Raw genomic sequence first — 26966 nt, forward strand, 5'->3', positions numbered from 1 at the left:
CGACTACCTTACCGGGTCAGGGCGTCACAACAAAAATGAGGGATTTGCAGCCATCTGCGTGGCTGGACGCTGGGCGATAGTTGCGGGCGCTAACCCCGTCCTTACTGGCGGTGCTGGCTAAAGAAGTTGCGCAATAGCGCCGCGCACTCGTCTTCCCGCACGCCCGGGAACACCTCTACCCAGTGATTGAGCCGGCGTTCTCGGAGCACATCAAATACGGAGCCAGCGGCCCCCGCTTTCTCATCCCACGCCCCAAATACCACCTTCGGTATGCGCGCCAGCACGATGGCGCCGGCACACATGGCACACGGTTCCAGCGTCACCACCAGCGTGCAGCCGTCCAGCCGCCAGTTCCCCAAGGCCGCTGCAGCCATCCGGATCGCCACTACCTCCGCGTGGGCCGTAGGATCTACATGCGCTACACGCTCATTGCGCCCCACACCAAGCACACCGCCGTCGGCCCCCAGAACGACGGCGCCAATCGGCACGTCCTCCGTGACTAAAGCGCCCTGCGCCTCCTGCAAGGCCAAACCCATCCACCGTGCGTGGAGCGCAGCAGAAGTCGGCTGCGTTGACGGGGAAATCGATGAAGAGGGCACGGCTCAATGGTAGCTTTTATCTATGCGCGTATTGGTTGCGGATCATCCGCTGATTGCCCACAAATTGACAGTCCTACGGGACAAGAACACCCCATCGCCGGTTTTTCGCCAGCTGACCGAGGAATTGGTCACCTTGCTGGCCTACGAGGCGACCCGCCAAGTGCGCGTTGAGCCGGTGAACATCGAGACCCCTGTGACCTCCACGGTGGGTACCGGTCTAGTCAAACCCACTCCGCTGGTGGTTCCCATTCTGCGCGCCGGTCTTGGGATGTTGGAGGGCATGACCCGCCTCCTGCCAACCGCCGAGGTTGGGTTCCTGGGCATGGCTCGCAATGAAGAAACGCTTGAGGCCATCACGTACGCCGAGCGTTTGCCAGAGGATCTCACTGGCCGTCAGGTTTATGTGCTCGATCCCATGCTGGCAACAGGCGGGACCCTGATCGAGGCGTTCAAGTTCCTCTTTGATCGTGGCGCGGCGGACATCACCTGTATTTGCCTACTTGCCGCTCCCGAGGGCCTAGCGAAGCTCGAAGCGGTCCATGGCGCCAGGGACAACGTTCACGTGGTGCTCGCGTCCATCGACGAAGGCCTGAATGAGAAGTCCTACATTGTGCCCGGCCTGGGCGACGCCGGCGATCGCCTCTATGGAGTCGTTGACTAATTCTTTCCGCAGCCGGCCTTCCACACTGGGGAAGGCCGGCTTTTTAGTACAGTTTTTTAGTACCAACCGACGGCATTTGAATGAGCCCACGCCCCACAAGGGGTGCCGTAGCGGCCAGCAATGTACGTCAGGCCCCAGTCAATTTGGGTCCGGTAGTTGCTGCGATAGTCGGCGCCGGCAATAGCCATCTTCTCCGCTGGGAGTGACTGCGCAATACCGTAGGCCCCGCTGCTCGCATTCTCCGCAGACGTCAACCAGCTCGATTCCCTAGTCCATAACGGCGTCAGGCAGCTCATTTGTTCCGCTCCCCAACCATGCCCGGCCAACTTTCCGGTGGCGTACTGCTGTGCGCCGGCGGGGTCGTCGACGGGTGCCGCATTCTCGGAGGGGCTTGGCTCGGCAGTGATGGCGGCGCCCTGGGCGGCGACATCCGGTGTGCTGGGCTTAGCGGGAGCAGGCGGGCTGATCTTGAACCGCGGGAAGTCTAAGGCGATGTTCGACGGCGCCGAGACGGCGGTGGGTGTTCCACCGGCTTCCGCGCTGCTTGCGCCAGTCGCAGAACTTGGACCGGTGGAGAGCATAGTGCCAGCCAAGTTATTTGTGGCGTTGTGCGAAGACGCCTGTGCAAGCCCGCCCCCAGCGAGCAGGGCCGCGGCGATGGCAACAACCGCCATGCGTTGGGCGGGACGCGGAAGTTTGGCATTGGAACGCGCTGCGCTTCGAAGGTCACGGCGACTCATTGGGCGTAGTGCCTCTGCGCGGCGACGGCCGTGCTGGGGTGTTTCTGACATAAAGATATAGCCTCTCTACGCCTGCGAGGTGAGCTGTCGGGAACGGACTAGAGCATCCGGCCATACTGGCGGGCAAGTATCTGCGCGTAGCACTGGCTTAACCCCAAGGGCTTCTAAGGAAGAGGCCCGCAAAGAATGGGTCCCCCGTCTCTGCCATCAATCTGTTCGGGAAACGGGCAGCGGCAGAGCTCGGCGAACCACCCGTTTATGCCAAAGAGCCAAGGGCGGCTCGGCAGGCACCTTTCCACGATACAGAAGCATGCTGAAAATGTCACATTTTGGTAACGACGTGACGATTTTCATATTTACTTAGCAAGGCTAATGACTTATGCTAACTAAAGACAGAACGCGTAGTTTTGCAGGCTGATTGACAGGAAAGAATGACGGAAACTTTAGAGACATACACTGTGACGAAGGCGGTCCCGACGGAGACAGCCCCCGCACGTAAGCGTGCTGTGGGAGCTGGTGTGCTGGCCGCCGAACTCCGGGTGGCGGTGATGCGTACGTCGCGCCGACTTCGCGTCGAAGCGGCAACTCGTGAGATCAGCCCCGCGCAGTGTGCAGTGCTGGCCGGAATTCTCAACGGTTCACTGACCGTGGGGGAGTTGGCGGAGCGCGAACAGGTTCAGGCCCCGTCGATGACGCGCATTGTTAATGGCCTGACGGCAGCCGGATACGTTACCCGGGAAGAGAATCCGCTGGACAAACGCCAAGTGTTGGTCAAGATCACGGTGGAAGGCGCCGATACCCTGCGCCGGGACCGATTCAAGAGAACGCAGTGGCTAGCTAAGCGCGTGGCCGCGCTCAGCGCCGAACAACGTGCCACACTCCGCGAGGCAGCTGCAATTCTGGCGGAAATCAGCAGCCAGTGAATTCGATGTTCAGCGCTCTCAAGGTGTTCAACTACCGGCTGTGGGTCAGTGGAGCACTGGTCTCCAACATCGGCACGTGGATGCAACGTGTAGCTCAGGATTGGTTGGTCCTGACGGTGTTGACGCACAATTCCGGAACAGCAGCCGGCATCACCACCGGGCTGCAGTTCTTACCCATCATTTTCCTCGGGCCCTTCGCCGGTTTATTAGGTGACCGGGTCAACAAGCGCAAGCTGCTGCTGTGTACGCAGGCGGCCATGGGATTCTGCGCCCTTCTGCTCGGCCTGCTCGTCGTCACCAACCAAGTGGAACTGTGGCACGTCTACGTACTGGCTTTTGTTCTGGGTGTGGCCAGCGCCTTTGATGCGCCGTCGCGGCAGGCTTTTGTCTCTGAAGTCGTCGCAAAAGCGGACGTACCCAACGCCGTCGCACTTAACAGCGCTTCGTTTAACCTTGCGCGGTTGGCTGGCCCCGGAGTAGCAGGGCTTGTGATTGCGCTCTTTGGCACCGGGCCTGCGTTCTTGATTAACGCTGCGAGCTTCCTGGCAGTAATCGTGTCGCTGTGGCGCATGAGAGTCTCCGAATTGCAGCCCGTGATGAAAGTTCCGCGTGGTAAGGGCCAGATTCGCGAGGGATTCGCCTATATCCGCCAACGCCCGGACCTGATGATGATCATGGTGTTGGTGTTCATGGTGGGTACCTTTGGGATGAACTTCCAGATCACCAACGCGCTGATGGCCACCACAGTGTTCCATCTTGGCCCTGGCGAGTACGGTTTGCTGGGGTCCGTGATGGCGATCGGAACTCTGGCCGCAGCGTTGATGGCAGCCCGGCGCAAGAACATGCGCATGGTCTACATTGTGGGAGGCGCGCTGGCTTTTGGGCTGACGGTGGCGGTGGCCGCTTTTATGCCCAGCTATGTACTCTATGCGCTGGCCCTGATCCCTGTGGGATTGGCCGCACTGACGTTCATGAATGCGTGCAACACTACGGTCCAGCTCACCACGGACGCAGCCATGCGTGGACGTGTTCTGGCCGTGTACATGGTGGTCCTGCAGGGAGGGACGCCGATCGGCGCTCCACTGGTCGGCTGGATCGCCACCGAATACGGAGCACGTTGGTCCTTGGGAATTGGCGCGGTCGTGGCAGTTGTTTCGGCTCTGGTAGCGCTGATCATGATGAACCGCCGCAATCACGTACGCATGCGTGATCAGTTCAAGGGTTTGCGATCCTTTGCCCTAGCGCAAGCCCTGCACCGATGAAGGCCTGTAGCGCTCTTTGCTGAACGAAAGCTGGGCGCAAAAACGGGCTTGCCAGAGGATCCGGTGACGTGCATTTTCATTCAATGAATATATTCTACAGAAAACATGATTTTGCCAAATTTAGTTTCAAGTTTTTATGACTATTTGTAACTTAATTTGACGCATTGCGTAACTCTGACGTGATTTGAGACTTGTAGCTCAATGTTATTTACATCACAATGGACGGCAGAATCTCATAATGTGGACGTTTGACCTCTTTGTTACTTGCAAGTTTCGTTTGTTACGTAGCACACTGACCTATGTGAACCCCTATTTTGTGAATTCTGGCGCCGCAGCAACGCTCCGCATCTCCGTGAACGGATTGTTCCCGTGTCGTTCTCGAATGCACGCCTAGCTCGCACCCCTAAGATTTAGGCATTTTCGGCCCTTGGGCCAGCCCTCACCAGGGAATTAAGTTCTGATTTTCAGAACACGAGAAAAGCATTCGCGCCGTGTCCTACGGCCATACACTTAGGTAGCCTAATGTCTGTAGCATCCGGATACGTCCACATCTCTGTTCGCAACGCAGCCAAGGCCGTGGCCCGCGGGGTTTCCCAAAACCCGTTGAGCCGCGGACTGCACCAGGACCACAACAGTCACGGCAACCCGGCAGTCTATAGCCGCGACGCTGACGCGGCCGCTGCTCGCCTGCGGGCGGTCCCCAGCACCGAATCCCACCACCCCATGACCGCGCCCACTCCCGTGATCGCGGGAGGCGAGAAGCTCCGTGGCGTCACTGCAGATAATGTGGCGCGCGGATTTGTCCTCTACGTAGGTGTGGATGAAGATACCGCAGCCGCCGCCGGAACTTCCCTGGCCAAACTGGCCCAAGACATCCGTGCCTACGCCCAAGCTCTGGTCCCACAGGCCCAGAGTTATGCGGCGGTGGCCATTGCGCCCTCAGATGCCGCCGGATCCCCGCTCGACGTGGTCCGCTCCACGTTTGGTGATCCCACCGTCGGTACACGACAACGCCAAGACGCTGTGCGGATCCAAGCAGTTGCAGAACAGCGCCCGTCCGGCGTCCTGATCGATTTAGCCCGACGTGAAGTCCACCTGGATGGCGAGACCCTGAACCTTACGTTCAAGGAATTTGAGCTGCTGAATTACCTGGTTGAAAATGGCACCCGCACGGTGGGGCGCGACGAACTCCTTGAAGGACTCTGGAGTAATGCCGACGAAGTCCCCAATGAGCGCACCATCGACGTGCACATACGCCGCCTCCGCTCCAAACTGGGCCGACTGGCGAACACCGTCCGCACCGTCCGCGGCGAAGGCTACCGCTTCTACGAACACCCCGAGGTCGTCGTCTGGGCCGCCCCGGAATATTCAATCTGAGTTTTCACTCTAGTTTTTCCAAAATACAACTTTTCCAAAGTGCGACGCCGGCTGCTCACCTTGTGCGGCCGGCGTCGCACTTTGCTCACTAAACTAATCAGCATGAGTGAACACCATGTGAAGCGGCTGATTCTGATGCGCCATGCCAAGGCCGCGTGGCCCCTGGGCGTGGAAGACTGGGACCGGCCGCTGGCCCAACGTGGCCACAACGAAGCGCCGCTGGCCGGAAAATGGCTCGTTGAGAACGCGATTGTGCCGGACTTTATTCTGTGTTCCTCTGCGCTGCGCACCAGGCAAACCTGTACCTGGGTATGCCAGCAGCTCGCGGACAAGGCGCCAACTCCCAAGTTAGAAAACGGCCTGTACTCTGCCGGAGCAACGCAAATGCTCTCCGTGATCAACCACGTCCCAGAAACCGTAACCACGCTGATGGTCATTAGCCATATGCCCGGGATTCAGGATCTTGGCCTTCGTTTGGCGTCGCGGGAATCTGATCAGGATGCCTATATGTCCCTAGCCAATGATTACCCCACCAGCGCTCTGACGGTCCTTGAATACTTAGGTGACTGGGCCACATTGGACGGCCAAGATGCCCGGGTCACCCATTTCATGGTGCCCCGAGCGTAGCTGCGGAAATGGGGTCCGGCTACACGGCTATCTCCGGCATGAGGGTCTTGAGCGTCCACGTTTTGTTCTTGCGCACCGCTGCCCACGCGAAGAGTAATCCTAGAACTGTGTAGCCCAGCAGACCCAACACGATGGGAAACAGCGGCGCCAGATCTGCGCCGTAAATCAAGTGACGCATGCCTTCCACCACGTGCCCCATAGGCAAAATCTGATGCATCACATGCAAGGGCTCAGGTGTAGTCTGCCACGGGAAGGTGCCTCCGGAGGACACCAACTGCAGAACCAGAAGGATCAAAACCACAAACTTCCCCGGCGTGCCCATCAATGCCACGATGCCCTGAATCAGTGCCGTAAACGCCATGGAGGCCAGCAGTAACAGTCCCAAGGTTAGCCACGGATAAGTAGGGGACAGCCCAAGCCCCAGCACCACCACGGCGTAAAGTAACAGCGCCTGAGCCGTGGATACAGCGGCGAACGGTATCCAACCGCCCAAGGCGATCTTCCACGAGGGCGCGTTGGAAGCCAGGGCACGCAGGGTCAGCGGACGCATGGCCTGAACCAGCATGAACGCGCCGATCCACAGGGCCAGCACCAAGAAGAAGGGCGCCAGTCCAGAGCCGTAATTGGCGGCCTTCGCTTGAGAGAGCGAATCGACTCGGATGGGGTCCGCGATGACACCCGCAGCATTTTGCTTACTCTTGTCACTGGGATTGGGCACCGAACCGGCCCCATTTTGAAGCTGGGTGGAGAGCTCGGTGGCACCGGTGGAAAGCTTGGCAGCACCGTCGTTGAGGTCACCGGCACCGGAATTGAGTTTCTTGGCGCCAGCGGCCAATTCATTAGCCCCATCCAGCGCGGAACCCTGACCAATGGACAAGGTGGAGGCTCCTGTGGAAAGTTGCCCCGCACCGTCATGCGCCTGGGAGATCGCGGAAGTCAGCGTGGGAGTTGCACCAGCGAGTTTTGCGGCACCCGCCGCGACTGCTTGTGAGCCGTCAGCGAGTTTTTGAATGTCACCGGCGTCTACCGTGAGCTTGTTCTTTAGATCAGTGACAGCAGGACTGGCCGCCGCACCTGCCAACGAGGACTTGATCTGATCCGCCTGTGCTGAGGTGATAGTCCCGGCGACGACCAAGGAATCGAGCCTGTCCGTGATAGCGGAGGTGACGACGCCGTCTAGCTCACCGGCGGTGCCAACAGCACTTTGGACTTTGCTGTTGAGGGTGGCGTTGCCTGCGGAAACGGCGGCGGCGCCGTCGGAAAGCGTCTTGGTATCCGCCGGCAGTGTTGTCGTTTGGCTTTGAAGCTGCGCCAGGCCCGAATTCAGTGCTGCCGACCCGGCAACCAGCTGGTTGGTGCCTGCCAGAAGTTTTACTTGTCCAGCAGCAAGTGCGTCCGCTCCTTTCAGCAGATCCGCGGTGCCATCCTTCAAGGTCTGAGTGCCTGACCCCAAACTTGTTGCGCCAGTGGCCAGCTGTTTTGCGCCGTCCGCGGCCTTTACCAACTGGGCATGGATTGTTCCGTAGCCAGTCAGCAGTGCGTTAGCGCTTTGCTCGCCCACCTGTTGGGCCACGGAGGCATGGACCTGTGTTGTCACCTTGTCCACGATCGAGGTCAGCAAATAGTTGTTGGCGTCATTGGTGGTCACACTCATCATTGCCTGAGTGGCTGAGTCAAAGTTTTCCGGTGAGGCCAAATTGGCGGAAAAGTCCTTAGGGAGTGTCAACGCAAAGGCGAAGTCGCCGCTCTTGACTCCCGCGTTGGCTTGCTCTGGGGTATCCACCAGCTGCCAGTCGAACTTCTTCCCCTCGACCAAATTTGTGGCGACATCGCGGCCTACGTGGAGCGCCTTGCCGTCCTTGGTTACAGCGCCGGTGTCTTGGACCACCACTGCCGCTTTGAGCTGGCTGAGGTTGGCATAGGGATCCCAGTTGGCATAGAGGTAAACGGCGCCGTAGAGCAGTGGCACCATGACCAAGGCAACGATCGTCAGTTTCGGCAGCATCCCGCCAGTCATACGTTTAAGTTCGGACAACGCCAAACGGAAAACTGTCATTTGTCGCCACCTTCTTCCCCAGTAATTTCAGTCTCGGATGCTGTTTCTGGTGCTGGATCCAGCTGTGGTTCGGGGGCTGCGTTCGGGTAAGGGTCCGGCTTTGGGGTTAGCTCGGGTTCAGCTTCACCTTTTGGTCCAGTTGCAGCTTCAGTTTCATCTTCCGGTCCGACGTCGGCCAGTTCTGGCTCTAACGGTGCCGATTCTGCTGCTTCGCCTTCGGAAGGCTCAGATTCAAGGTGGTGCTGCTCAGGCTCGTCTCCTGCGAGGAAAGCTGGGCCGTTCCAACCGTCTGGAATCCGTCCTACCACCACAACCACCACCAATTGCCGTGCTGGCGTGTCGGCCGGAGAGTCAGTCACTTGTCCGATTTTCCCAGCAGCGGTGTGTTCCAAAAGCGTGAGCCAGCCGGAAGGGTCTGCCGTATGACGGTCCGGTGAGTCAACCACTACTAGTTCCACGAACTGGTCGGCGAGTGCCAGCTCGAGTTGGAGGTGCAGCAGCCGTTCGGGTTCAAGTTCTTCAACCCATTTATCCAGAACGTCGCGGAATCCGTGGTTGACCAGCCAAGCGGTGGGACGGGTACGGTCGCGAAACTTCAAGGGAACCAGTGCTAAGTCTTCTGAAACCAGGGAGCGGACTGTGAGGTGGTGTTCTGGGGCGTTGACCTCGGGTGAGTCCACAATAACGCTACGGTGGCGAAGGGCAGCCAGCGATTCGGAATGTCCAAGGGCCACGGTGCCGGAGGAGGGCTTCATTCGGCCAGTCAAGGCCAAAGCCAGGGCCGTTCGGCGTTCCTGCCCATCGGCCTGGACCAGTGTTACTTCCCCGCGGCTAGCTTCCAAGGTGGTGGACGGGAGAAGCGTGTGCCGGCGTCCCTCAATGTGTAACTCGTTTGCGGTGAGCAAAATGGAAGCTCCTATAGGCCGTGGGATGAGCTGGACCAAAGTACCAGAACTGACCGGTCGGTGCAAAGCGGTGTGATCTGGCCTAATAGCCAGCTTTCCATATGTGCTGCGCTGGCGTGCGTGGGACGCGGGTTTTCGTTGGACGGGTGTGGATTATGCCTGCAGGACGGCCTTGAACCAGCCGGTGGTTTGGAGACTGCTGCGGCGCTACGTCAAACCCCGCCCACCGCCCAACTGGCCCGCAATTGTTGTCGAAAATCGGTCGAAAACGACGATTTTCCGACAACAATTGCGGGCCAGTTGGGGAGAATTGATCCGTCACTAAGGGTGGAGGTCATCCGACATCCGATATTCTATGGTCAACGTCACGCGGGTGAGTTCAGTGAAGCACCAGAGGCCTTCTCACCCGAGGAATAGTTGTCGGCATTGGCCCACGCACGCGTCACAAGGAGAAGAGTTGTCCACTTCGACAGGAGCCCCAAAAGCCCGGTTTAGTGCCCAAGTGCGCCTTCGTGCGCTGCAGGCAGACATCATGGAACTCATTTTGGATCGTGATTTGGACGCCGGCGACCCGTTGCCGACGGAGAGTGAGCTCTCCGAGGTGCTGGGGGTAGGGCGGAACACGCTGCGCGAATCCCTGAAAGTGCTTCAAGCGTTGGGTGTCGTGGAGATCCGGCATGGTTTTGGCATGTTCGTTGCGCCGAGTAATTTCGATGCGCTGGCAGACGCTCTCACGTTCCGTGGCCGTTTGTCGCTGCGGCATGAGGGGCTGGAAGCGCTACAGCTGGTGGATATTCGCCAGGCGTTGGAGGCCGGTCTGATTGGAAGCTCGATCTCCCACGTCACGCCCGGGCACCTGAAGCTTATTGAGGGGTCGGTTGAACGCATGGAGACACTGGCGTCCCAGGGAGAGCTCTTTCCCGACGCCGACGCCGAATTCCACCGGCTTCTCTTTGAGCCCCTTGGCAACGATCTGCTGATGAATCTTATGAACGTGTTTTGGCAGGTCTACCGCAAAATTCATCTGGAGATCGGCGTGGACAGCGCTGATCTTTTAGACACCGCTGCGCAGCACCGCGCAATACTAGATGCGGTCACTGCCGGAGACGCCATCCGAGCCTCGAAACTGCTCAGTGGTCATTTTGACGGAATCCGAGCGAAGATCCAGCTGTTCGTCGATACCGTTTAGGGTGTCTGTGCTGCGCTTATAACAAACTCCCCGCAGGGAACTGACCCGCAGTTGCTTTGGGGCCAGCGCGGAAACTTGGGGATCATTGAGGCGAAAATCGCGCGGCTCAGGCGCGCGATCGAGTCCGGGTGAGTACTTATCTAGCTGCTTAACATCAGCGTCGTTAAATTGCGTGGTTGCTCATGCCAATACCTAGTGGAAAAGGGTACCTGGGCAAGGGTTCCTAAATAGGGCAACAACTTAGCTTTCCGGAAGTATTCTGTTGCTGGTGGACGCCCCAGACGTCGAAGGAGACGGAGCCCGTCGAGTCAGACGCTGCGCTACACTCTTTTCGGCGTTCTCCGTCTGATTCAACGCAAAAAGTGTGCTTTGCGTCCGTCCCGGAGCCTTGGGATATTACCTAGATGGCTGCGAGTACGCCGCCGGTGTTGTGGGTAAGGCTGGTTCGGTAACGGTGCTGAAACGGTAATTGGACGCCGACCTGGCAGATATGCACCTGTTATCTGCTCCACGAACGGGTTGTCGTTGGAGCGGTGGGGCGGGATCTGGTCATGCGAACGTTCTGGACGTCGCACCAAACAGTGATCGCCGCGTCGGGAAACTCTGGCAGATGGAGTGCGGGTAATAGTTCTGAATTTCAGCCATCGCGGCTGCCACTGGTTCGGAGGCGGTCTTCTTGATCGACCGATTCACCGTCCAGCTGGTAGAGGCATCCGTGATGGTGAGTGAGAACGCATTCTCACACTAGGCACTGTTGCCGCAGTTCGCGAGCATATTGATGGGGATCGGGTACCAGTCCAGTCGATCGTGTTCGCTAGTGGGGCTGTCCTGGCCGGGACCGGTATTTCCTGCGCGGTTGCCCAGCGATCACACAGGCCTGGTGCAATACCATTAGAGCGTCGTAGCTGTAGCTACGTTTACGGCGCGTTCGCTCCGCTCCCGCAGCCGGCCGGCGCCGCTGTCGGGCGTTGAAGAGTTGACGACGGGCATCTATTTGTCCGGACCACCTGAACTCGACGACTAACCGACCAAGGATCTCGCCCTAGGTCTTCTTCGACGCCCGAGAATACTCCCCGGCTTCCTTCTTGGTGATTTCCCTGCGCGCAGACAATGACAACCCCATACATCCCACCAGCCCACCCAAACATTCGCCAGAAACTTCGGGAGCATTTCCCAAATGAGGCACGCCCCCGTTTCGCGAGCACTTTAGTTGAGTCTCGTCGAACAGTTGACTTCAATGAGACTCTGAGTAGCATCTTAAACACGTTGGGTGCGGGTTCCGGCTACTGGGGGTACACCGCACTGGCGATTCTAAGAACGACGTCGTCTCTACGAAGAGGTCTCTCATGAACGCTTCAACAGCTCCGTCCACCCGGAAAATCCGTGCTCGAAAGATTGCTGCTTTCGGCGCCGCTCCGGTGGCCATTCTTCTTGCCGGTGGGATGGTTTGGCAGGCATCATATGCGGCGTTTTCTGCGACGACGCGAAACTCCGGTAGTTCTTGGAGCTCTGGTCAGGTCTCCTTGACTGACGATGACACCGGACGGGCTGCATTTACGGTGAACAACTTGGTACCGAATCAGACGGGTCAAAAATGCATCGTGGTGACCTCGAATTCTTCGGTCGCTGGTGAAGTGCGAACCTATATCCAAAACCTTGCCAAGTCTCCCCAAGGACTTGATGATCATCTAAAGATGACGATGGAGTTGGGGACTGGCGGTACGTTCAATGACTGCACCGGGTTCACTCCGACGTCGGCCCCGATCGTAGCGCAACCGCTGTCTACCCTGGCAACTGCTAATGGAGACTTCGCCCATGGCGGGACGTCGTGGCAGACTGCCGGAACACCTGGGGAATCAAAGTCTTACCGAGCGACCTGGACCTTCGACACTACGACCATGACTCAGTCGGAGATTGATGCGCTGCAAGGTGCCCAAACTAGTGTGGACTTGGTTTGGGAACTTCAAAGCAACGCCCCTACGCCGTAACTTCTAGCTCATGAGTCCAACTGAGGACACTGAGGACACTGAGGCAAACGAGGACATTGAGGTACATGGGGTCGCTGAGGCGCCGTCGCGTGTTCGGGTCCGACGCAGCACGTTCCGTCAGGGATGGACGTGGCTGGCGCTTGTCACCAGCGCCAGAATCTATCTGTTTCTTCTCCTAACACTTGCCGCGTTTGCTTTAGTGCCAGCACTCTTCGGCATGAATGCGTCTGTGGTCCAAAGTGGGTCCATGCGGCCCCATATTCGGCCAGGAGACGTGGTTCTTACCACTGCCCTGCCCCAGGGTTCCCCGGTTTCTCTGGGGCGAGTGGTCCAGTTCCGCAGTCCACCAGAGGCGGAAGTTGACGGTATCGCGAAGCTTCGGCTGCATCGCGTGGTCGCAGCGGGAGATGATGGCACTTTCGTCACCGCCGGAGACGCAAATGAGTCCGTGGACAGCGTGCCGTTGAACAGAGCGCAAATCACTGGTGAGGCACGGGTGCTCGTCCCTTTCGTGGGGTTACCGGGGTACTGGATGGGCATTGGGAAGTATTTACCGCTGTTCCTCTGGGCTCTGTTCACGCTGGGAGCGTTATGTGCGATGATATTCGACGAACCCGCAGAGCCCCCAGAGCGCCCCGGACCGAGAAACAGTTCACGGGTTTCCACGCGTCGTGCGTTCTTTGCGCTTACGGGTGCTGGCGCACTTGCTGCGGTTCTTGCGATCTCACGTCCTAGCACCGTTGCCGCGTTCACAACGCGGACATCGAATGTAGCGAGTAGTTGGAAAATAGCCGCACAGGCTCCATTGTCGTTGGGACGTGCGGCAGGATACGCGTTGTTGGCCTCTACAAGAATTAGTAATACCGGCTTTTTTGGCGGTGGAACGGATATTGGCGGCAGTATTGGAACAAGTCCTGGCACGACCATCACAGGTTTCTATTTCTGGAATGTGTCTGGAAGTGAAGATACTGACACGGCGAGTGCGCGAAACGCTCAGACTGATGCGGCGACTCTCTATGCGGCCGCAGGCTCACGGCCCACTGGGACGACAAGGTCCCAGACACTGAATGGAACTATCACCCCTGGTGTCTATGCATCCTCGAGTGGTGGCTTTACGGTTCCCGGCACTCTTACGCTTGATGCTCGAGGTGACCCTAGCGCTGTCTTCATTTTCAAGGCCAATTCCTTCACCGCTGCCGCCAATAGCACCGTGAGGCTTATTAACCGGGCGTCGGCAAAAAATATCTACTGGCGGATCGCCGGTGCCGTCACCTTCAGCAGCTACAGCACCAGCGTGGGTCACTATATTGCCACAGGAAACATCGCATTTCAGAGCAATAGCAGCCTTGCCGGACACGCACTCTCTTTGTCTGGTTCCATCAGCACGGTATCCACATCTGTCACCATCCCTTAGGTTAGCCGGATCTGATGGTTCTATGAGCAAGCCAGAACCAGCCCTCGGTTCGTATTGGGGGACCGGTTCACGATGGGTGCCGGCCGGTTCAGTTCGTTATGAACATCATGCGTACGACGCCGGGACTTACCTGCAGCTAACCGCTAACCCTGGTATTGCGGTTATGGCAGAACCAAAGAGTCCCAAGCCGAAGCTTGGGACTCTTTGTTATAAAGTGCGCGCGAAGGGATTCGAACCCCCAACCTTCTGATCCGTAGTCAGATGCTCTATCCGTTGAGCTACGCACGCATATTTTGTTATCAGCAAGAGTTAGACAAAAGTTTTTGTTTCCGCCTCTCGGGCCGTGAACAACTCTAACCCGTCAGTGCCGATGTGTACAAATCGACCGAGCGGTGTTCCTAGACACTAGACCGGTCTAGGTGATCTACATCACAAATCTTTGTTGCGAGAATAGGCAAAAACCGCGTGATCTAGGCCTTCTTGTCAGGGCAGGCGGGCGGACGTCCCATGTCCCTAATCCACGTTAGCGCTTTGGCGGGCCATAGATTTAGAACACACCAACTGACTGACCCAATGAAGGGATACATGATGGGCCACGCGCCAGTGCAGGAATCTGTTGAGCAGGTAATGACAACCCACGCAGGCCTTGCCGCCTGGGTTAATGAAGTTGCTGAGCTCACCGCGCCGCAGAGCGTTCGTTGGGTGAATGGATCATCTGGTGAATATACCGAGCTGACAGACGAGTTGGTAGAGGCTGGGACATTGACCAGACTCAACCCGGAACTCTTCCCTAACTCCTTTGCCGCCTTCTCGGATCCCAAAGACGTGGCCCGAGTCGAGGCCCGCACGTTCATTTGTTCGGAAAAGAAGCGCGACGCCGGGTTCACGAATAACTGGATGGACCCGTCGGAAATGAAGGGCATCCTCAAGGATCGCTTCGCCGGCAGCATGCGCGGACGCACCATGTACGTCATCCCGTTCGTTATGGGTCCCTTGGATGCGGAAGACCCCAAGTTCGGTGTGGAGATTACCGACTCCGCCTACGTAGTTGCTTCCATGCGCATCATGGCCACTATTGGCGCCGATGTCCTGGCGAAAATCGAAGCCACTAACGCGTTCTTCGTCCCAGCACTTCACTCCGTGGGGGCCCCGCTAGAGCATGGACAAGAAGATGTTACCTGGCCCTGCAGCGATGAGAAGTGGATCGTACACTTCCCCGAGGAGCGCTCGATCTTCTCCTACGGATCCGGCTATGGCGGAAACGCGCTGCTGGGTAAGAAATGCTTTGCCCTGCGCATCGCCTCGGTTATTGCCCGCGATGAGGGATGGCTGGCCGAGCACATGCTCATCCTTAAACTCACCAGCCCTGAAAACAAGAGTTACCACGTCGCAGCGGCGTTTCCTTCCGCGTGTGGCAAAACCAATCTAGCGCTCCTTAACCCCACGATCGAGGGCTGGAAAGCTGAGACCCTGGGCGATGACATCAACTGGATGCGCTTTGGTAAAGCCGGGGAACTGCGTGCAGTGAACCCGGAGGCTGGCCTGTTTGGCGTGGCACCAGGCACTGGCTGGACCACCAATCCAAACGCCATGGTGGCAATCGCCAAGGGTAACTCCATCTTCACCAACGTTGCCTTGACGGACGACGGCGGCGTGTGGTGGGAAGGGATGACCGACGAGGTCCCGGCGCATCTGACCGATTGGGAAGGCAACAGCTGGACGCCGGAGTCGGGACGCAAGGCGGCCCACCCGAATTCACGTTTCTGCACGCCGATTGACCAGGTGGACATGCTCTCCCCGGATTACTTCTCTCCGGAGGGTGTGGAAATCAACGCCATCTTCTTTGGCGGGCGCCGTAAGACCACCATTCCCTTGGTGACGCAGTCTCGTGACTGGAGCCATGGCGTCTTCATGGGATCCACGCTTTCATCGGAGACGACGGCAGCTGCGGCCGGCGCCGTGGGAGTGGTTCGCCGGGATCCTATGGCCATGTTGCCATTCATCGGGTACGACGCCGGTGATTACCTCAAGCACTGGATTGGTATCGCTGCCCGGGCAGATCAGGCCAGACTGCCAAAGATTTTCCTTGTCAATTGGTTCCGGCGCACCTCTAGCGGAGGGTTTGCCTGGCCTGGCTTCGGCGAAAACGGCCGCGTGCTCAAGTGGGCCATAGAGCGTATTGAAGGCACCGCAGACGCAGTGGAGACACCTATTGGATTTGTACCGACCCCAGAATCCTTGGATTTGTCGGGATTGAATCTAAATGCGGCAGACCTAAAGGACGCACTGGCAGTAGTCCCGTCCGAATGGGAAGAAGAGCTCAAAGGAATCGACGAATGGTACGCCCGCTTCGGCGAGTCCCTCCCGATGGAGATGGCTGACCAGCTGGCAGCGCTGAAGACGCGCTTTAGCGCGTAAGGTACAGCGCTGCGCAGTGCGCATTGAGACCAGTGCGCATTGAGAAGGGCCCCGGTGTTCCCCACCAGCAATTCAAATGGTGGGAAACACCGGGGCCCTTCTTGCCTTGATCACTGACACTATCTGCGAATTAGTTTGCGCCCGCAAGCCAAAGGTCTGGACCAAAGACCTCGTAGTGAATCTTCGTGGACGGGATTCCAGCGTTGATGGCCTGGTTCCGAATAGCTTTCATGAACGGCAACGGCCCGCACACATACATGGAAGCATCGGCCGGGATGTCCAAACCCTCAAGGGTCATAAAGCCCTTATGGAAGCCATCGGCGGGCTCTTCGAGCCACAATTGCAGCTGAGCGCCGTCGATCGCGTCGACGTCGGAGGTCATTTGCTCACGCAGAGCCCAAGCCTCTAAATTCTTTTCAGCGTGCAGCACAAGTACCTCGCGGTCGCCGCCGTTATCCACGAGTGAGCGCAGAGCAGAAGCTGAGGGAGTGCAGCCGATACCGGCGGTGGCAAACACGACCGGACCGTCGCCGTCGTCAAAGGTGACATCGCCGTAAGGGTTGGAGAGCTCGATGACGTCGCCGACGTTGATGGCGTTGTGCAGCACGGGGGAGACCTCGCCGCCGTCGTCGCGCTTGGTGGTAAAAATTCGGTGCGTGGTGGAATCCACGGCAGCGGAAAGTGAGTACTGCCGGCACTGGAGCAGACCATCGCTGACGGGGACTTTCACCGAGACAAACTGACCGGGGCGGGCGACTGTCACGGGGGTGTCATCGGCTGGTTCGAGCACAAACGTGATGCAGTCGGTACCAGCGGGGATCTTTTCCACAATGGTCCAGGGCATCCATATTTTGTCATTGGCTTGGAGGGCATAAAGACCCCTCTCAATCTTGAGCAGGGCGTCCGCCATGAGCCAGTAGACCTCTGTCCAGGCCTCAGCGATCTCAGCTGTGATCACATCGGCCAGCTCCTCCGCAATGGCCTCGAAGAGGTATTTATAGACGATCTGGTATTGGTCCTCGGTGATACCCAAAGAGGTGTGCTTGTGAGCGATTCGGCTGAGCATTTGCTCCGGGATGACGTCCGGATTGGCGATAAGAGCCGTGGCGAAGCCTGCGATCGATCCAGCCAGAGCCTTCTGCTGTTCGCCGTTGCCTTGGTTGGCGCGGCTAAAGAGCCCATCGAGAAGCTCTGGGTGTGCGGCAAACATCCGGGAATAGAAGTTTGGTGTGATTGCACCCATTCGGGAGCCTACCAACGGCAGGGTTGCAGAAATTAACGGGCGAGACTTTTCCGAAAGCATCGTTACTCCTTGGGTCGAAGTTGAGGTGACTTAACCAAAGTAGCATTTCAAATGCGTAATTAATTCGACATTTTCTACAAGTCGTAGAAAAGCACCGGAACGGCGCGGATTAGTGCACGCGAGACGTGTTCAATGTCACAGTGATGGGCCCTGAAGTCGGAGGCTCGGAAAGACTGGAAATAGTGACCTGGTCCAATGAAACGTAAAAAGCTTCGCGGGCATGGTTCAGGACACCTCGTAAACCACATGCGGGCATAAGGGGACAATCGCCCATACTGCCGTGGCATTGCGCCACGTCTGAATGGTCAGAGAGAATGCGCAGCACACCACCCACCGTGGCATTCCGCCCGGCCGCAGTGATACGCACTCCACCACTGCGCCCACGGAAAGCTTCAATGAGCCCCATTTGCCGTAGCTTCAAGACCGCCTTGCTGACATGGTTGTACGGTGTGCCCACCGCGTCAGCAAGTTCCCGGGTAGTAGATAGGTCTGCTTCCGGAGCCACACACAGCACCATTAGGATGCGGAGGCTGACGTCAGAAAATGAATTAAGCCGCATGGTTTAGGCCCAGATTTGCCGATCCCCGGGCTCCATGAACGGATTGCCGAATTCCCATCCGCTGGGTGCCTGCCGGTAGGGACGAACTGCTGAGACCCCAACACCGCTGCTGTGCTCAGCCATGACATGAATGGCGTCAGTGGAGTCGTCGGGTAAATGGATGTCACACACGACGGCGGCCGCTCGGTTCTGATCCTTTTGTGCGGATAAGGCCTCAAATAGATCTGCGATCATGGCGTCGGCGTCTAGCTCTGTTTCTTCCTCGCCGTCCATAGTGTTAGGAGAGACCGCGACCAAGCTGATGCCGCCGTCGTTGGCTACCACCAAGCCCACCGGGACAAATGCTCCATGAGTTTGAATCTGCTCACCAGCAACACCAAGGGCCGTCCCAATGAGCTTGTTCAGATCCTCTTGAACTAGTGCGTCCGCTGCTTCTGTATCGTTTTCCACTGGACTCCTTGGGTTATTGGCGAACAAGTTCAAGCACGGCGTCGCGGATGTCTGCCATCGTGACGGCGTCCACGGCTTCGGCATTCAGACGCAAGAATGGTTCGGTGTTGGACGCGCGCAGGTTGAACCACCAGCGCCCGTCTTTGGCGGTGAAAGTGAGGCCATCGAGCTCATCAATGGCGACGTCGTCGTTGGTGTAGGCGGCGCGTACCCGGGCCACAGCGGCCGGAACGTCAGCGAGCTGGGAGTTGATTTCGCCGCTGGAAACATAGGGCTCATACTCGCGCCCAAGCTCCGAGAGCGGCTCGCCCTGTTCGCCAAGTGCGGCCAAAACGTGCATGGCGGCCAGCATGCCCGTGTCTGCGTTGAAGAAGTCGCGGAAGTAGTAGTGGGCGGAGTGCTCGCCACCAAAGACGGCGCCTTCTGCGGCCATCGTGGCTTTGATGAAGGAGTGTCCCACCCTGGTGCGCACTGCCCGGCCGCCGTCGTGGGCGATCAATTCAGGCACGGCACGGGAGGTGATGAGGTTATGGATGACGGTGGGGTGTTCCTCGCCGGCGGCCTGTGCTCGGGCGATTTCGCGCCGAGCCACCAGTGCCGTGACGGCGGATGGGGAGAGGGGTGCGCCGAGTTCGTCAATGACGAAGCAGCGGTCAGCGTCGCCGTCGAACGCCAAACCGATGTCAGCGCCGTGTTTGACGACAGCAGCTTGAAGGTCAAGTAGATTGGCCGGCTCCAAGGGATTGGCTGGGTGGTTCGGGAAGGTGCCATCGAGTTCAAAGTAAAGAGGCACGATCTCGAACGGCAGCCCGGCCAAGAGGGTATCGCCGAGGACTGCGGGGGTGGTCATTCCGGCCATTCCGTTGCCAGCATCAACCACGATTTTCAGGGGGCGTGAGCCGGAAAGGTCAACGAGCTTGCGCAGATATTCGGCGTATTCCTTCAGGACGTCAGTGACGCTGATGCTACCTTTTTCACCGCTCGGGATACCGTCTGCGAGGTATTTTTGCGCCAGGTCGCGGATATCCATCAGGCCGGTTTCGGATGAGACCGGGACCGCGCCGGCCTTGGCCATCTTCATGCCGTTGTATTCAGCCGGGTTGTGGCTGGCCGTGAAAACGACGCCGGCTGCTTTGAGAGCACCGCAAGCAAAATACAGTTCGTCGGTGGAAATTAGTCCCAACAGCGAAACGTTGCCCCCCCGGCTTGCGGCACCGTCCGCAAAGGCCTGTGAGAAATCGGCAGAAGAAGGGCGCATATCGCCGCCTACGAGCACGGTTTCGCCAGCTAAACCCAGCACGTCGACAAATGCGGCGCCAACAGCCTTGACGGATTCGGCCGTGATGGATTCGCCCACAATTCCGCGTACGTCATAGGCCTTGAACGACGTAGAGAGGTCAACCGGTACGTTCTTTGCAGTAGTCACTCTTCCATATTACCGGGACCGTGTGCGGACAGAGAATCGTCTGGCGAAGTTATCCACAGGTCTGTGCCTTTGCGGCGGTGGTGTCACAACTCCACTGGGATACTGGATATATGACTTCGCGCCAGTTCACCTCATCGGCCACCGCTTCGCTCTCCGACTCGACGCAGCAGGGCACTTCGCCGCACGATCCAACTTCCACCCGCGGCAATGCCCTCGAGGTCCTGCGCAGGTTGGTCGGGCGGGATGACGCGGACTTTCACGACGGCCAGTTTGAGGCCATCGAGGCACTGGTCGACGCCGGACGGCGGGCTTTGGTGGTCCAGCGCACCGGTTGGGGTAAATCGGCCGTGTATTTTGTCTCCTCGCTACTGTTGCGTGCCCGTGGGGCAGGGCCCACCCTGATCGTCTCGCCCTTACTGGCGTTGATGCGCGATCAGGTCGCTGCGGCGGAACGAGCCGGGGTGCGGGCCATGGCCATCAACTCAGCCAACGCCACCGAATGGGATCTGGTCTCCCAGGCGTTGGCTGCGGATGAAGTGGATGTGCTGCTTGTTTCCCCTGAACGGTTAACCAATCCTTCCTTTAGAGAGAACCAGTTGCCCACGCTCATCCGACGCACCGGCCTCCTGGTGATTGACGAGGCCCACTGCATCTCAGACTGGGGTCACGATTTCCGTCCGGACTACCGCAGAATTGCGGACTTGATCGCCCAGTTACCGGCTACGGTGCCTGTCCTGGCGACTACCGCCACCGCCAATTCGAGGGTTGTTGCGGACATCGAGGAACAGTTGGGTACGGGAGTGTTCACTATCCGTGGACCTCTGGCCCGTAAATCACTACGTCTGGGCGTGCTCCGGCTGGCGGATTCTCGCGATCGGCTTGGCTGGCTCCTAACGCATCTAAAGGAGCTGCCGGGCAGCGGAATTATTTACACTCTGACGGTTTCCGCCGCAGAGGACACTGCGCGGCTATTGGCCGAGGCCGGCCATGTGGTCAAGGCGTACACCGGGCGCACAGACACCATGGAACGGGAAGCTCTGGAAGAGGCCCTGAAGAACAACGACGTCAAAGCACTCGTGGCTACAAGTGCCCTTGGTATGGGCTTTGACAAGCCAGACCTCGGATTCGTGGTCCACCTCGGAGCGCCGTCGTCGCCCGTGGCCTATTACCAACAGGTGGGGCGTGCCGGGCGTGGCAGTGCCAACGCGGACGTACTCTTGTTGCCCGGGAGTGAAGACACGGACATCTGGCAGTACTTTGCCACAGCATCCATGCCGTCCGAGGATAAGGCTACGGCTGTTCTTTCGGCATTGGCCCAAACTGCTCGGCCCATGTCCACGCAGGCGTTGGAGGCTCGGGTGGACTTGCGGCGGACTCCGTTGGAGCTGTTGTTGAAGGTCCTGGCCGTGGACGGTGCCGTGAAGAGGGTTCAGGGAGGCTGGGAATCCACGGGTGAACGGTGGGTGTACGACGCCGAACGCTACGCGAGGATTGCGCAGGCCCGCATAGACGAGCAGCAGTCAATGATCGTCTATGAGGAGATGACGGGTTGCCGGATGGAATACCTCGCTGCCGCACTTGATGATTCAACGGCTGCTCCCTGTGGCCGCTGTGACGGCTGTGCCGGGCGCTGGTTCCCTACAGATATTGGCACCGGTGCCGTTGAAGCCGCGAGTGAGTCGCTAAGCCATGCGGGTCTGCCCATTGATCCGCGTACTCTCTGGCCCACTGGAATGGACCGGTTAGGCGTGCCCGTGAAGGGCAAAATCAAGCCCGAAGAACAGGTGGGTCCAGGGCGTGTGTTGGCCAGATTGACCGATCTTGGCTGGGGAAACACGCTGAGGGCGATGTTTGCCCAAGGCGTTCCGGACGCGCCCATTGATTCCGGTGTGGCGCAGGCAATGGTGGCCGTTCTGCGCGACTGGGGTCAGTCCCGCTGGGCAGGTCAGGGGAGACCGGTAGCCGTGGTGTCCATGCCATCACGCTCCAAGCCTGAGCTGGTGCGCTCCCTAGCTGCGGCGATGTGCCAAGTGGGCCAGCTGCCGTATCTTGGCGAGTTGACACTGGACTTTGGTGGCCCCACCGGGCAGCGTGGCGGCAATAGTGCTTACCGCTTGGCCGGGGTGTGGGATCGCTTTATTGTGGGTCCGGAACTTGAGGCCGCCATTGCCGGTTACGGACGTGGACCGGTACTACTCATCGACGATCTTGTGGATAGCCGGTGGACCCTGACAGTTGCTGCCCGCGCACTACGCCTGGCAGGTGTGGACCAAGTCCTGCCTCTGGTTATAGCCCAAGCCGGGTAAAACCCCCACGGCTCAACGCTCGGTTACTTTCGGGTGTGTTTTTGGGAACGCTCGGTTACTTGGTGAGAAAGCGTTTGGTAAAAGTGACCCTAAAGTAACCGAGCGTCAGGGAAAAGTGACCCTAAAGTAACCGAGCGTTGGGGGTGGCCGGACCCCTGTTACTGACTGTTACTGGCCGGCGGGAGCGGGCGGAGGCCTTGCAGGCCGCCGTCGACGGCGATAGAGGTTCCGGTGGTCCATCAGGGCAGTGGGCTTTGGGCAAGGAAGGCAGTGGGCTCTTCGTTGTTGAGAACAGACAGGCTGCCAACAGGGCAAGAAAAAAGTACCCCCGAACGGGTCGGGGGTACTTTCTACGGGCGGAGACGGGGAGATTTGAACTCCCGGTGGAGTTGTGCCCCACACTTCATTAGCAGTGAAGCCCATTCGGCCGCTCTGGCACGTCTCCAGCACTGGAGGGGGTAGAAGCCCCCCGCCAGCATCCCAAACTTTACCTAGTGAAAGGGGTACAAAGCAAAACGGCTGCTGCTGGGGCACCTAGGAGCACAATTCTAGAGTTGCGCCGTCAACGCTCGCCACAGGAATTCGTGTGATGCTGTGTGCAGCCTGGCGGCCTGTGCGTTGTTGCCAGCACCCGCATGGCCGCCTTCCAAGGCCTCGTGGAACCAGACTCCTGGAACCCCCAGCGCCGTCATGCGTGCCGCCATTTTCCTCGCTTGCACGGGCCCCACCCTGTCATCCGAGGTGGCGGTCCAAAAGAACGTGGGAGGGTAAGCGGTTCCAGCCTGAAGGAGGTGGTACGGGGAGAAGGTCTTGATAAATTCCCAGTCTGCCGGCACATCGGGGTCGCCATATTCAGCAATCCAAGAGGCTCCAGCGGAGAGTTTGGTGTACCTGCGCATATCCAGGAGTGGGACACCGCAAGAAACCGCGCCGAACAGGGATGGGTATCGCGTGAGCATATTGCCTACCAGCAAGCCGCCGTTGCTGCCGCCGGCGCAGCCTAAGCGTTCTGGCTTGGCTACTCCACGCGTCGAGAGGTCGCGTGCTACCGCGGCGAAGTCTTCATAGGCCCGGTGACGGTTTTCTCGAAGGGCCGCCGTGTGCCAGCGCGGTCCGTATTCACCGCCACCTCGGATGTTCGCCACCACGTATACGCCGCCACGCTCCAGCCACGTGCGCCCCACGGAGCCGCTGTACACGGGCGTGCGCGAGACCTCAAAGCCGCCGTAGCCGCTCAACAGGGTCGGGTTCTCCCCGTCGAGGACCAGTCCTTTGGGGCCAACTTGGAAGTAAGGGATGTCGGTTCCGTCCAAGGACGTGGCAAAGTGTTGCTCCACGCTGTAGTCGGATTCATTGAAGAACGACGGCGCCTCCCGGACCAGTGCCGGTTGCCCGGATGGGGTGCCAGGTGCGCTCGCAGTGCCGCGCAATACCGTGGTGGGGGTCAAAAATCCTGTGGCGACCAGCCAGTAGTCATTGCCGCCTTCTGTGTCCTCGTCATCGACGGCGTACGCCTCCACCGAGTGCAGCGGAGGGCAAGCGTCTAAGGGTGCAGTTGCCCAGCTAGCACCCGGGTCCACGACCAGGATCGAGGAGGAAACATCCGCGAGCACGTTCAGGAGCAAAAAGTCTCGGGTCCAGCTCCACGACTGCAGTGACTGAGAAAGTGTGGGAGTGAAGATGGTGACGATTTCCCGGTTGCCAGCCAGGAAGGCAGCGAGTTCAATGCCCAGCAGGGTTCCCGCAGAGTGGACGGTGTCACCCACCACCCAATCTGTGCGTGGGCGCAGTAACAGCCATTGGTGGTGGAGAGAAACGTTCATGTCATCCGGAACGTCAATGTGCACCCAGTCAGACCCGACCCGCAGATAGCTGCGGCTGTTGAAGAAGTCCAGGACGTCGTAGGCCAAGTCCCGTTCATAGCCGGGAGTGCTGTCATGAGACACTCCACCGCTGAGGTGGTCCAAGGGCACTGAAAACATTGCTTCTTTGGCTGCCAGCGCTGTCATTGTTTCTCCGCGCAGCAACACACGTGCGGCGGCAGGATATGAGGACGCCGTCATGGAACCATCGCCGGTGTCCGTTCCAACGAACAGCGTGTCAGCATCCACCCAGCAGAGGCGAGTTTTCGCCGTCGGGAGCTGGAAACCGCCCTGAACAAACGCCCCGGTGGTCACATCAAATTCGCGGTAGGCAACGGCGTCGCCGCCGTCCGGTGACAGTGCCACCATGGCCAGACGGTATTCCTCTCCTGGAGTGGGCCGCAGCATGGACGCCCCTGCCCACAGCCAGTCTGTGCCTTCCTCGGCAGACAGCGCGTCAACGTCAAGCAACACTTCCCACGCAGGGGCTCCGGATGCGTAACTTGCCCAGTCGGTGCGCCGCCACAGTCCTCGTGGGTTGCTGTGGTCCTTCCAAAAGTTGTAGTACCAGGCGCCGCGTTTGGAGACCATGGCGATCCGGTCAGTGGAATCAAGCACTTCCACTACGGACGCTTCCCGGGCCGTATAGGCGGGATTTATGAGGGCTGCGTCAGTGCGGCTATTGCGTTCGCGGACCCAAGTCATGGCCGCTTCCGCGTGGATGTCCTCCAGCCACAGGTTTTCGTCGTGGGGCTGCTCGGCAATCTCGGGGAAGGATTCAGTCATGGTCCCATCCTAGGCATGGGATGGGTACGCCGGAGGGTCCTTTCCGTTAAGCTCAAGGAGTGGAAACTTTGGGTGGGACGTCGGTGGTTATTGTGGGGGCAGGGCCCCGCGGGACGTCAGTCATGGAACGGCTCTTAGCCCACTTCGCGGCTAGGCAGTCAATGGCAGCCACTGCGCCCCGCCAAAATAAGCCTGCCCTCCACATCCACTTGGTTGATCCTTTCCCACCGGGTGCAGGGCACGTCTGGCGCACTGACCAGTCGCGGCTTTACTTGATGAATACACAATCGTTTTTTCCCACGCTAATCCCGGATCGGGGAGTTGCGGCGCTGCCAGTAGCTGGCTGTAGTTTCAACGAATGGCGCGAGCGAATGCGCTCAATTGCCGCGGCGGAGCTCAGTTGTGGGGACCGCGAGGAACTGGCAGCGCTCGCCGCTACCGGATTCCCGAGCCGTGCACTTTACGGGCGGTATCTGCAATGGTGCTTTGCCCAGTTGCGAGAATCACTGCCCGACGGCGTCACTCTCGAAGTTCACACCACGGAAGCCAAGCGGGTGGCGCGGAATCACGCCAACGGCGGGTACGACGTCGAACTTTTAAGCGGCGGATCGCTGCGGGCAGATTACGTGGTGCTGGCGTTGGGCCATGTGGAGGCCAAAATGAGTCCGGTCCAGCGTGAGCTTCGCGAGGAGGCCAGGGCCAATGGTCTAAGTTATCTGCCGCCCGCTGTGCCCAATGACGTTGACTGGGAGCAACTCCCCGCTGGCGAAACAGTTCTTGTCCGTGGCATGGGATTGAACTTTTTTGATGTTCTGGGCCAGCTCACGGAAGGCAGAGGCGGCCGTTTTGAGTCCACCGGACGTGGTGCCGGGGATGCTGTGGAATACGTTCCCTCGGGTCGGGAGCCGGTGATCGTCGGGGCCTCGCGCCGGGGTACGCCTTACCGTGCCAAGGCCAAGCTGGAGAGTTATTATCCGGCCAGCGTCCAGTTGCGTTTCCTGTGCGAGGACGCGGTGTCTGCCATTCGGGACATGGGTGCCACCGCCGGATTCGACCACGATATTTGGCCGCTGCTGCACAGGGACACTCTGTGGGCTTACTACACCACGCTGGCTCGCACCCGTGAGCGCGCGTTGGCACCAGGTTTCTTGGTGGAGCTGGATGCCCTGCTCCATTCCGGGCTCGAGGACGGCTCCCGAGACTGGGCCGACCGCCTCAAGGAACTCACCAGCAGAGGTGTGATCGAGGGTCACGCCCTGGATTTTGCGGCGCTGGCCAGGCCGCTTTCCAGGCGCCCTCTGACCTCTGGGGGAACGCATCGTTTCGGTTCGCAGGCTGGGTTGGATGCGGCCGTTCTGGACTATTTGATCGAGGATGCTGCGGGCTCGGCTCGCGGCGAAGAAGACCCGGTGAAGATGGCCATTGGTGCGCTAAACGCTGGCCGAGCAATCATCAAATCACTTGTCGCTGACAGCGGGATCACCCAGGAGTCTTGGCTCGGCGAATTGCGCGGATGGTTTGAAGGATTTGTGGAGGGGCTAGCGAGTGGGCCGCCGGCGCTGCGCGTGGAGCAACTGGCCGCCTTGGTGCGGGCCGGTGTGGTTCACTTCGTGGGCCCAGACCCGATATTCGGAGTCAAGCACGGGCTCTTCGAGGCGAGTTCGCCGTGGGTGGATGCGCCACCGTGGCGGGCCCGGCACCTGGTGGAAGCGCTGGCCCCCGCCAACCGTGTAGCGGGTACGGCGTCGGCATTGCTGAACAAACTGCTGGCGGACGGTTTGGTACGCCCGCGCGTCATGTTGGCGGCCGACGGCGGTGCCGTCGTCACGAGCGGGCTGGACGTTTCAGCCCCTCCGTACCGGCCATTGGATGGCGCTGGCAAACCTGTCCCTGGGCTCTACGTGCTGGGATTGCAACTTTCCTCGGTGCAGTGGGGGACGGCAATCGCCGCTCAGGCTGGCGCGCAATACCGCAGCGGATACCGCACTGTGCTGGACGCGGACGCCATCGCGGCGGACATTTTGGCCTGATTGGGTCCGGCGTGGATCGTCCTTTTGCTGAGGGAGTGCCAAAATGGTGGCGGCGTATGAAATTTCATACGCCGCCACCATTTTG

20 protein-coding genes, 2 tRNA genes and 1 riboswitch are annotated in these 26966 nt (G+C 59.2%); of the genes, 11 read left to right on the forward strand and 11 right to left on the reverse strand.

The genetic code is table 11. The features are described from left to right. Window positions 1-101 precede the first annotated feature (101 nt). Window positions 102-536, reverse strand: coding sequence for a tRNA adenosine(34) deaminase TadA (gene tadA, locus LOH53_RS05035; protein ID WP_230066694.1), 435 nt, complete (start codon window positions 534-536; stop codon window positions 102-104). An 85-nt stretch (window positions 537-621) separates the two neighbouring features. On the opposite strand from tadA, the gene upp reads away from it, so the two are divergent. Then, a complete protein-coding gene (upp, locus tag LOH53_RS05040; protein ID WP_230066640.1) occupies window positions 622-1260 on the forward strand; it encodes a uracil phosphoribosyltransferase in 639 nt (212 codons plus the stop codon). A 56-nt stretch (window positions 1261-1316) separates the two neighbouring features. On the opposite strand, the gene LOH53_RS05045 is transcribed toward upp, so the two are convergent. After that, complete coding sequence (locus LOH53_RS05045) at window positions 1317-2051, reverse strand: aggregation-promoting factor C-terminal-like domain-containing protein (RefSeq protein WP_230066641.1); 735 nt, start codon at window positions 2049-2051, stop codon at window positions 1317-1319. A 4-nt stretch (window positions 2052-2055) separates the two neighbouring features. Then, window positions 2056-2240: riboswitch (cyclic di-AMP (ydaO/yuaA leader) on the reverse strand. A 191-nt stretch (window positions 2241-2431) separates the two neighbouring features. Here LOH53_RS05045 and LOH53_RS05050 point away from each other — a divergent pair. From LOH53_RS05050 to LOH53_RS05065, 4 genes are all read left to right on the forward strand, one after another. Further along, on the forward strand, window positions 2432-2923 hold the full coding sequence (locus tag LOH53_RS05050; RefSeq protein ID WP_230066642.1) for a MarR family winged helix-turn-helix transcriptional regulator: 492 nt from the start codon (window positions 2432-2434) through the stop codon (window positions 2921-2923). A 5-nt stretch (window positions 2924-2928) separates the two neighbouring features. After that, window positions 2929-4185 carry an MFS transporter gene (locus LOH53_RS05055; protein ID WP_230066695.1) on the forward strand — a complete coding sequence of 419 codons (1257 nt, stop codon included), beginning with the start codon at window positions 2929-2931 and terminating at the stop codon, window positions 4183-4185. 522 nt (window positions 4186-4707) lie between these two features. After that, complete coding sequence (locus LOH53_RS05060; protein WP_230066643.1) at window positions 4708-5562, forward strand: winged helix-turn-helix domain-containing protein; 855 nt, start codon at window positions 4708-4710, stop codon at window positions 5560-5562. A 102-nt stretch (window positions 5563-5664) separates the two neighbouring features. Then, window positions 5665-6189 carry a SixA phosphatase family protein gene (locus LOH53_RS05065; protein ID WP_230066644.1) on the forward strand — a complete coding sequence of 175 codons (525 nt, stop codon included), beginning with the start codon at window positions 5665-5667 and terminating at the stop codon, window positions 6187-6189. Window positions 6190-6208: 19 nt separating this feature from the next. Here the strand turns inward: LOH53_RS05065 and LOH53_RS05070 are convergent, their stop codons facing one another. After that, a complete protein-coding gene (locus LOH53_RS05070) occupies window positions 6209-8245 on the reverse strand; it encodes a YhgE/Pip family protein (protein WP_230066645.1) in 2037 nt (678 codons plus the stop codon). Further along, window positions 8242-9150: an ABC transporter ATP-binding protein gene (locus LOH53_RS05075; RefSeq protein ID WP_230066646.1), complete on the reverse strand. Its 909-nt coding sequence runs from the start codon at window positions 9148-9150 to the stop codon at window positions 8242-8244. The genes LOH53_RS05070 and LOH53_RS05075 overlap by 4 nt, the downstream gene beginning before the upstream one ends. Before the next feature lie 457 nt (window positions 9151-9607). Here LOH53_RS05075 and LOH53_RS05080 point away from each other — a divergent pair, with 457 nt between their 5' ends. The 3 genes from LOH53_RS05080 to LOH53_RS05090 all read left to right on the forward strand — a co-directional run bounded on the left by LOH53_RS05080 (window position 9608) and on the right by LOH53_RS05090 (window position 13741). After that, the gene (locus LOH53_RS05080; protein ID WP_230066647.1) at window positions 9608-10339 is read left to right on the forward strand and encodes a FadR/GntR family transcriptional regulator; all 732 of its coding nucleotides are present in this window, start codon (window positions 9608-9610) and stop codon (window positions 10337-10339) included. Window positions 10340-11685: 1346 nt separating this feature from the next. Next, a complete protein-coding gene (locus tag LOH53_RS05085) occupies window positions 11686-12327 on the forward strand; it encodes a hypothetical protein (protein ID WP_230066648.1) in 642 nt (213 codons plus the stop codon). Window positions 12328-12337: 10 nt separating this feature from the next. Continuing rightward, on the forward strand, window positions 12338-13741 hold the full coding sequence (locus LOH53_RS05090; protein ID WP_230066649.1) for an ice-binding family protein: 1404 nt from the start codon (window positions 12338-12340) through the stop codon (window positions 13739-13741). A gap of 215 nt (window positions 13742-13956) precedes the next feature. Here LOH53_RS05090 and LOH53_RS05095 read toward each other — a convergent pair. Further along, window positions 13957-14029: transfer RNA gene (locus tag LOH53_RS05095), tRNA-Arg, on the reverse strand. Between the two features lie 285 nt (window positions 14030-14314). Between LOH53_RS05095 and LOH53_RS05100 the strand changes: the two genes are divergently transcribed. Then, the gene (locus LOH53_RS05100) at window positions 14315-16159 is read left to right on the forward strand and encodes a phosphoenolpyruvate carboxykinase (GTP) (RefSeq protein ID WP_230066650.1); all 1845 of its coding nucleotides are present in this window, start codon (window positions 14315-14317) and stop codon (window positions 16157-16159) included. A gap of 130 nt (window positions 16160-16289) precedes the next feature. Here the strand turns inward: LOH53_RS05100 and LOH53_RS05105 are convergent, their stop codons facing one another. From LOH53_RS05105 to LOH53_RS05120, 4 genes are all read right to left on the reverse strand, one after another. Further along, entirely contained in the window at window positions 16290-17462 is a 1173-nt protein-coding gene (locus LOH53_RS05105; protein WP_230066651.1) for a globin domain-containing protein, read from the reverse strand. A gap of 109 nt (window positions 17463-17571) precedes the next feature. Then, window positions 17572-18021 (reverse strand): RrF2 family transcriptional regulator, encoded by a 450-nt coding sequence (locus tag LOH53_RS05110; protein ID WP_230066652.1) that lies wholly within the window; start codon window positions 18019-18021, stop codon window positions 17572-17574. 3 nt (window positions 18022-18024) lie between these two features. Continuing rightward, entirely contained in the window at window positions 18025-18471 is a 447-nt protein-coding gene (locus tag LOH53_RS05115; RefSeq protein WP_230066653.1) for a hypothetical protein, read from the reverse strand. Window positions 18472-18484: 13 nt separating this feature from the next. Next, the gene (locus LOH53_RS05120; protein ID WP_230066654.1) at window positions 18485-19897 is read right to left on the reverse strand and encodes a phosphomannomutase/phosphoglucomutase; all 1413 of its coding nucleotides are present in this window, start codon (window positions 19895-19897) and stop codon (window positions 18485-18487) included. A gap of 110 nt (window positions 19898-20007) precedes the next feature. Between LOH53_RS05120 and LOH53_RS05125 the strand changes: the two genes are divergently transcribed. After that, complete coding sequence (locus tag LOH53_RS05125) at window positions 20008-22203, forward strand: RecQ family ATP-dependent DNA helicase (RefSeq protein WP_230066655.1); 2196 nt, start codon at window positions 20008-20010, stop codon at window positions 22201-22203. 357 nt (window positions 22204-22560) lie between these two features. On the opposite strand, the gene LOH53_RS05130 is transcribed toward LOH53_RS05125, so the two are convergent. Further along, window positions 22561-22648 (reverse strand) — tRNA-Ser (locus LOH53_RS05130). Window positions 22649-22751: 103 nt separating this feature from the next. Further along, window positions 22752-24851, reverse strand: coding sequence for a prolyl oligopeptidase family serine peptidase (locus LOH53_RS05135; protein WP_230066656.1), 2100 nt, complete (start codon window positions 24849-24851; stop codon window positions 22752-22754). A gap of 59 nt (window positions 24852-24910) precedes the next feature. Here LOH53_RS05135 and LOH53_RS05140 point away from each other — a divergent pair, with 59 nt between their 5' ends. Further along, window positions 24911-26881, forward strand: a complete 1971-nt coding sequence (locus LOH53_RS05140) for an FAD/NAD(P)-binding protein (RefSeq protein ID WP_230066657.1) — start codon at window positions 24911-24913, stop codon at window positions 26879-26881. Window positions 26882-26966: the final 85 nt, after the last annotated feature.

Source organism: Arthrobacter cryoconiti, assembly GCF_020905375.1.
GTDB classification, from domain to species: domain Bacteria; phylum Actinomycetota; class Actinomycetes; order Actinomycetales; family Micrococcaceae; genus Specibacter; species Specibacter cryoconiti.

Coding starts and splice junctions, on each gene's coding strand:
- tadA (WP_230066694.1), bottom strand. CDS start 536: ATGGGTTTGGCCTTGCAGGAGGCGCAGGGCGCTTTAGTCACGGAGGAC.
- upp (WP_230066640.1), top strand. CDS start 622: ATGCGCGTATTGGTTGCGGATCATCCGCTGATTGCCCACAAATTGACA.
- LOH53_RS05045 (WP_230066641.1), bottom strand. CDS start 2,051: ATGTCAGAAACACCCCAGCACGGCCGTCGCCGCGCAGAGGCACTACGC.
- LOH53_RS05050 (WP_230066642.1), top strand. CDS start 2,432: ATGACGGAAACTTTAGAGACATACACTGTGACGAAGGCGGTCCCGACG.
- LOH53_RS05055 (WP_230066695.1), top strand. CDS start 2,929: ATGTTCAGCGCTCTCAAGGTGTTCAACTACCGGCTGTGGGTCAGTGGA.
- LOH53_RS05060 (WP_230066643.1), top strand. CDS start 4,708: ATGTCTGTAGCATCCGGATACGTCCACATCTCTGTTCGCAACGCAGCC.
- LOH53_RS05065 (WP_230066644.1), top strand. CDS start 5,665: ATGAGTGAACACCATGTGAAGCGGCTGATTCTGATGCGCCATGCCAAG.
- LOH53_RS05070 (WP_230066645.1), bottom strand. CDS start 8,245: ATGACAGTTTTCCGTTTGGCGTTGTCCGAACTTAAACGTATGACTGGC.
- LOH53_RS05085 (WP_230066648.1), top strand. CDS start 11,686: ATGAACGCTTCAACAGCTCCGTCCACCCGGAAAATCCGTGCTCGAAAG.
- LOH53_RS05090 (WP_230066649.1), top strand. CDS start 12,338: ATGAGTCCAACTGAGGACACTGAGGACACTGAGGCAAACGAGGACATT.
- LOH53_RS05100 (WP_230066650.1), top strand. CDS start 14,315: ATGAAGGGATACATGATGGGCCACGCGCCAGTGCAGGAATCTGTTGAG.
- LOH53_RS05105 (WP_230066651.1), bottom strand. CDS start 17,462: ATGCTTTCGGAAAAGTCTCGCCCGTTAATTTCTGCAACCCTGCCGTTG.
- LOH53_RS05110 (WP_230066652.1), bottom strand. CDS start 18,021: ATGCGGCTTAATTCATTTTCTGACGTCAGCCTCCGCATCCTAATGGTG.
- LOH53_RS05125 (WP_230066655.1), top strand. CDS start 20,008: ATGACTTCGCGCCAGTTCACCTCATCGGCCACCGCTTCGCTCTCCGAC.
- LOH53_RS05135 (WP_230066656.1), bottom strand. CDS start 24,851: ATGACTGAATCCTTCCCCGAGATTGCCGAGCAGCCCCACGACGAAAAC.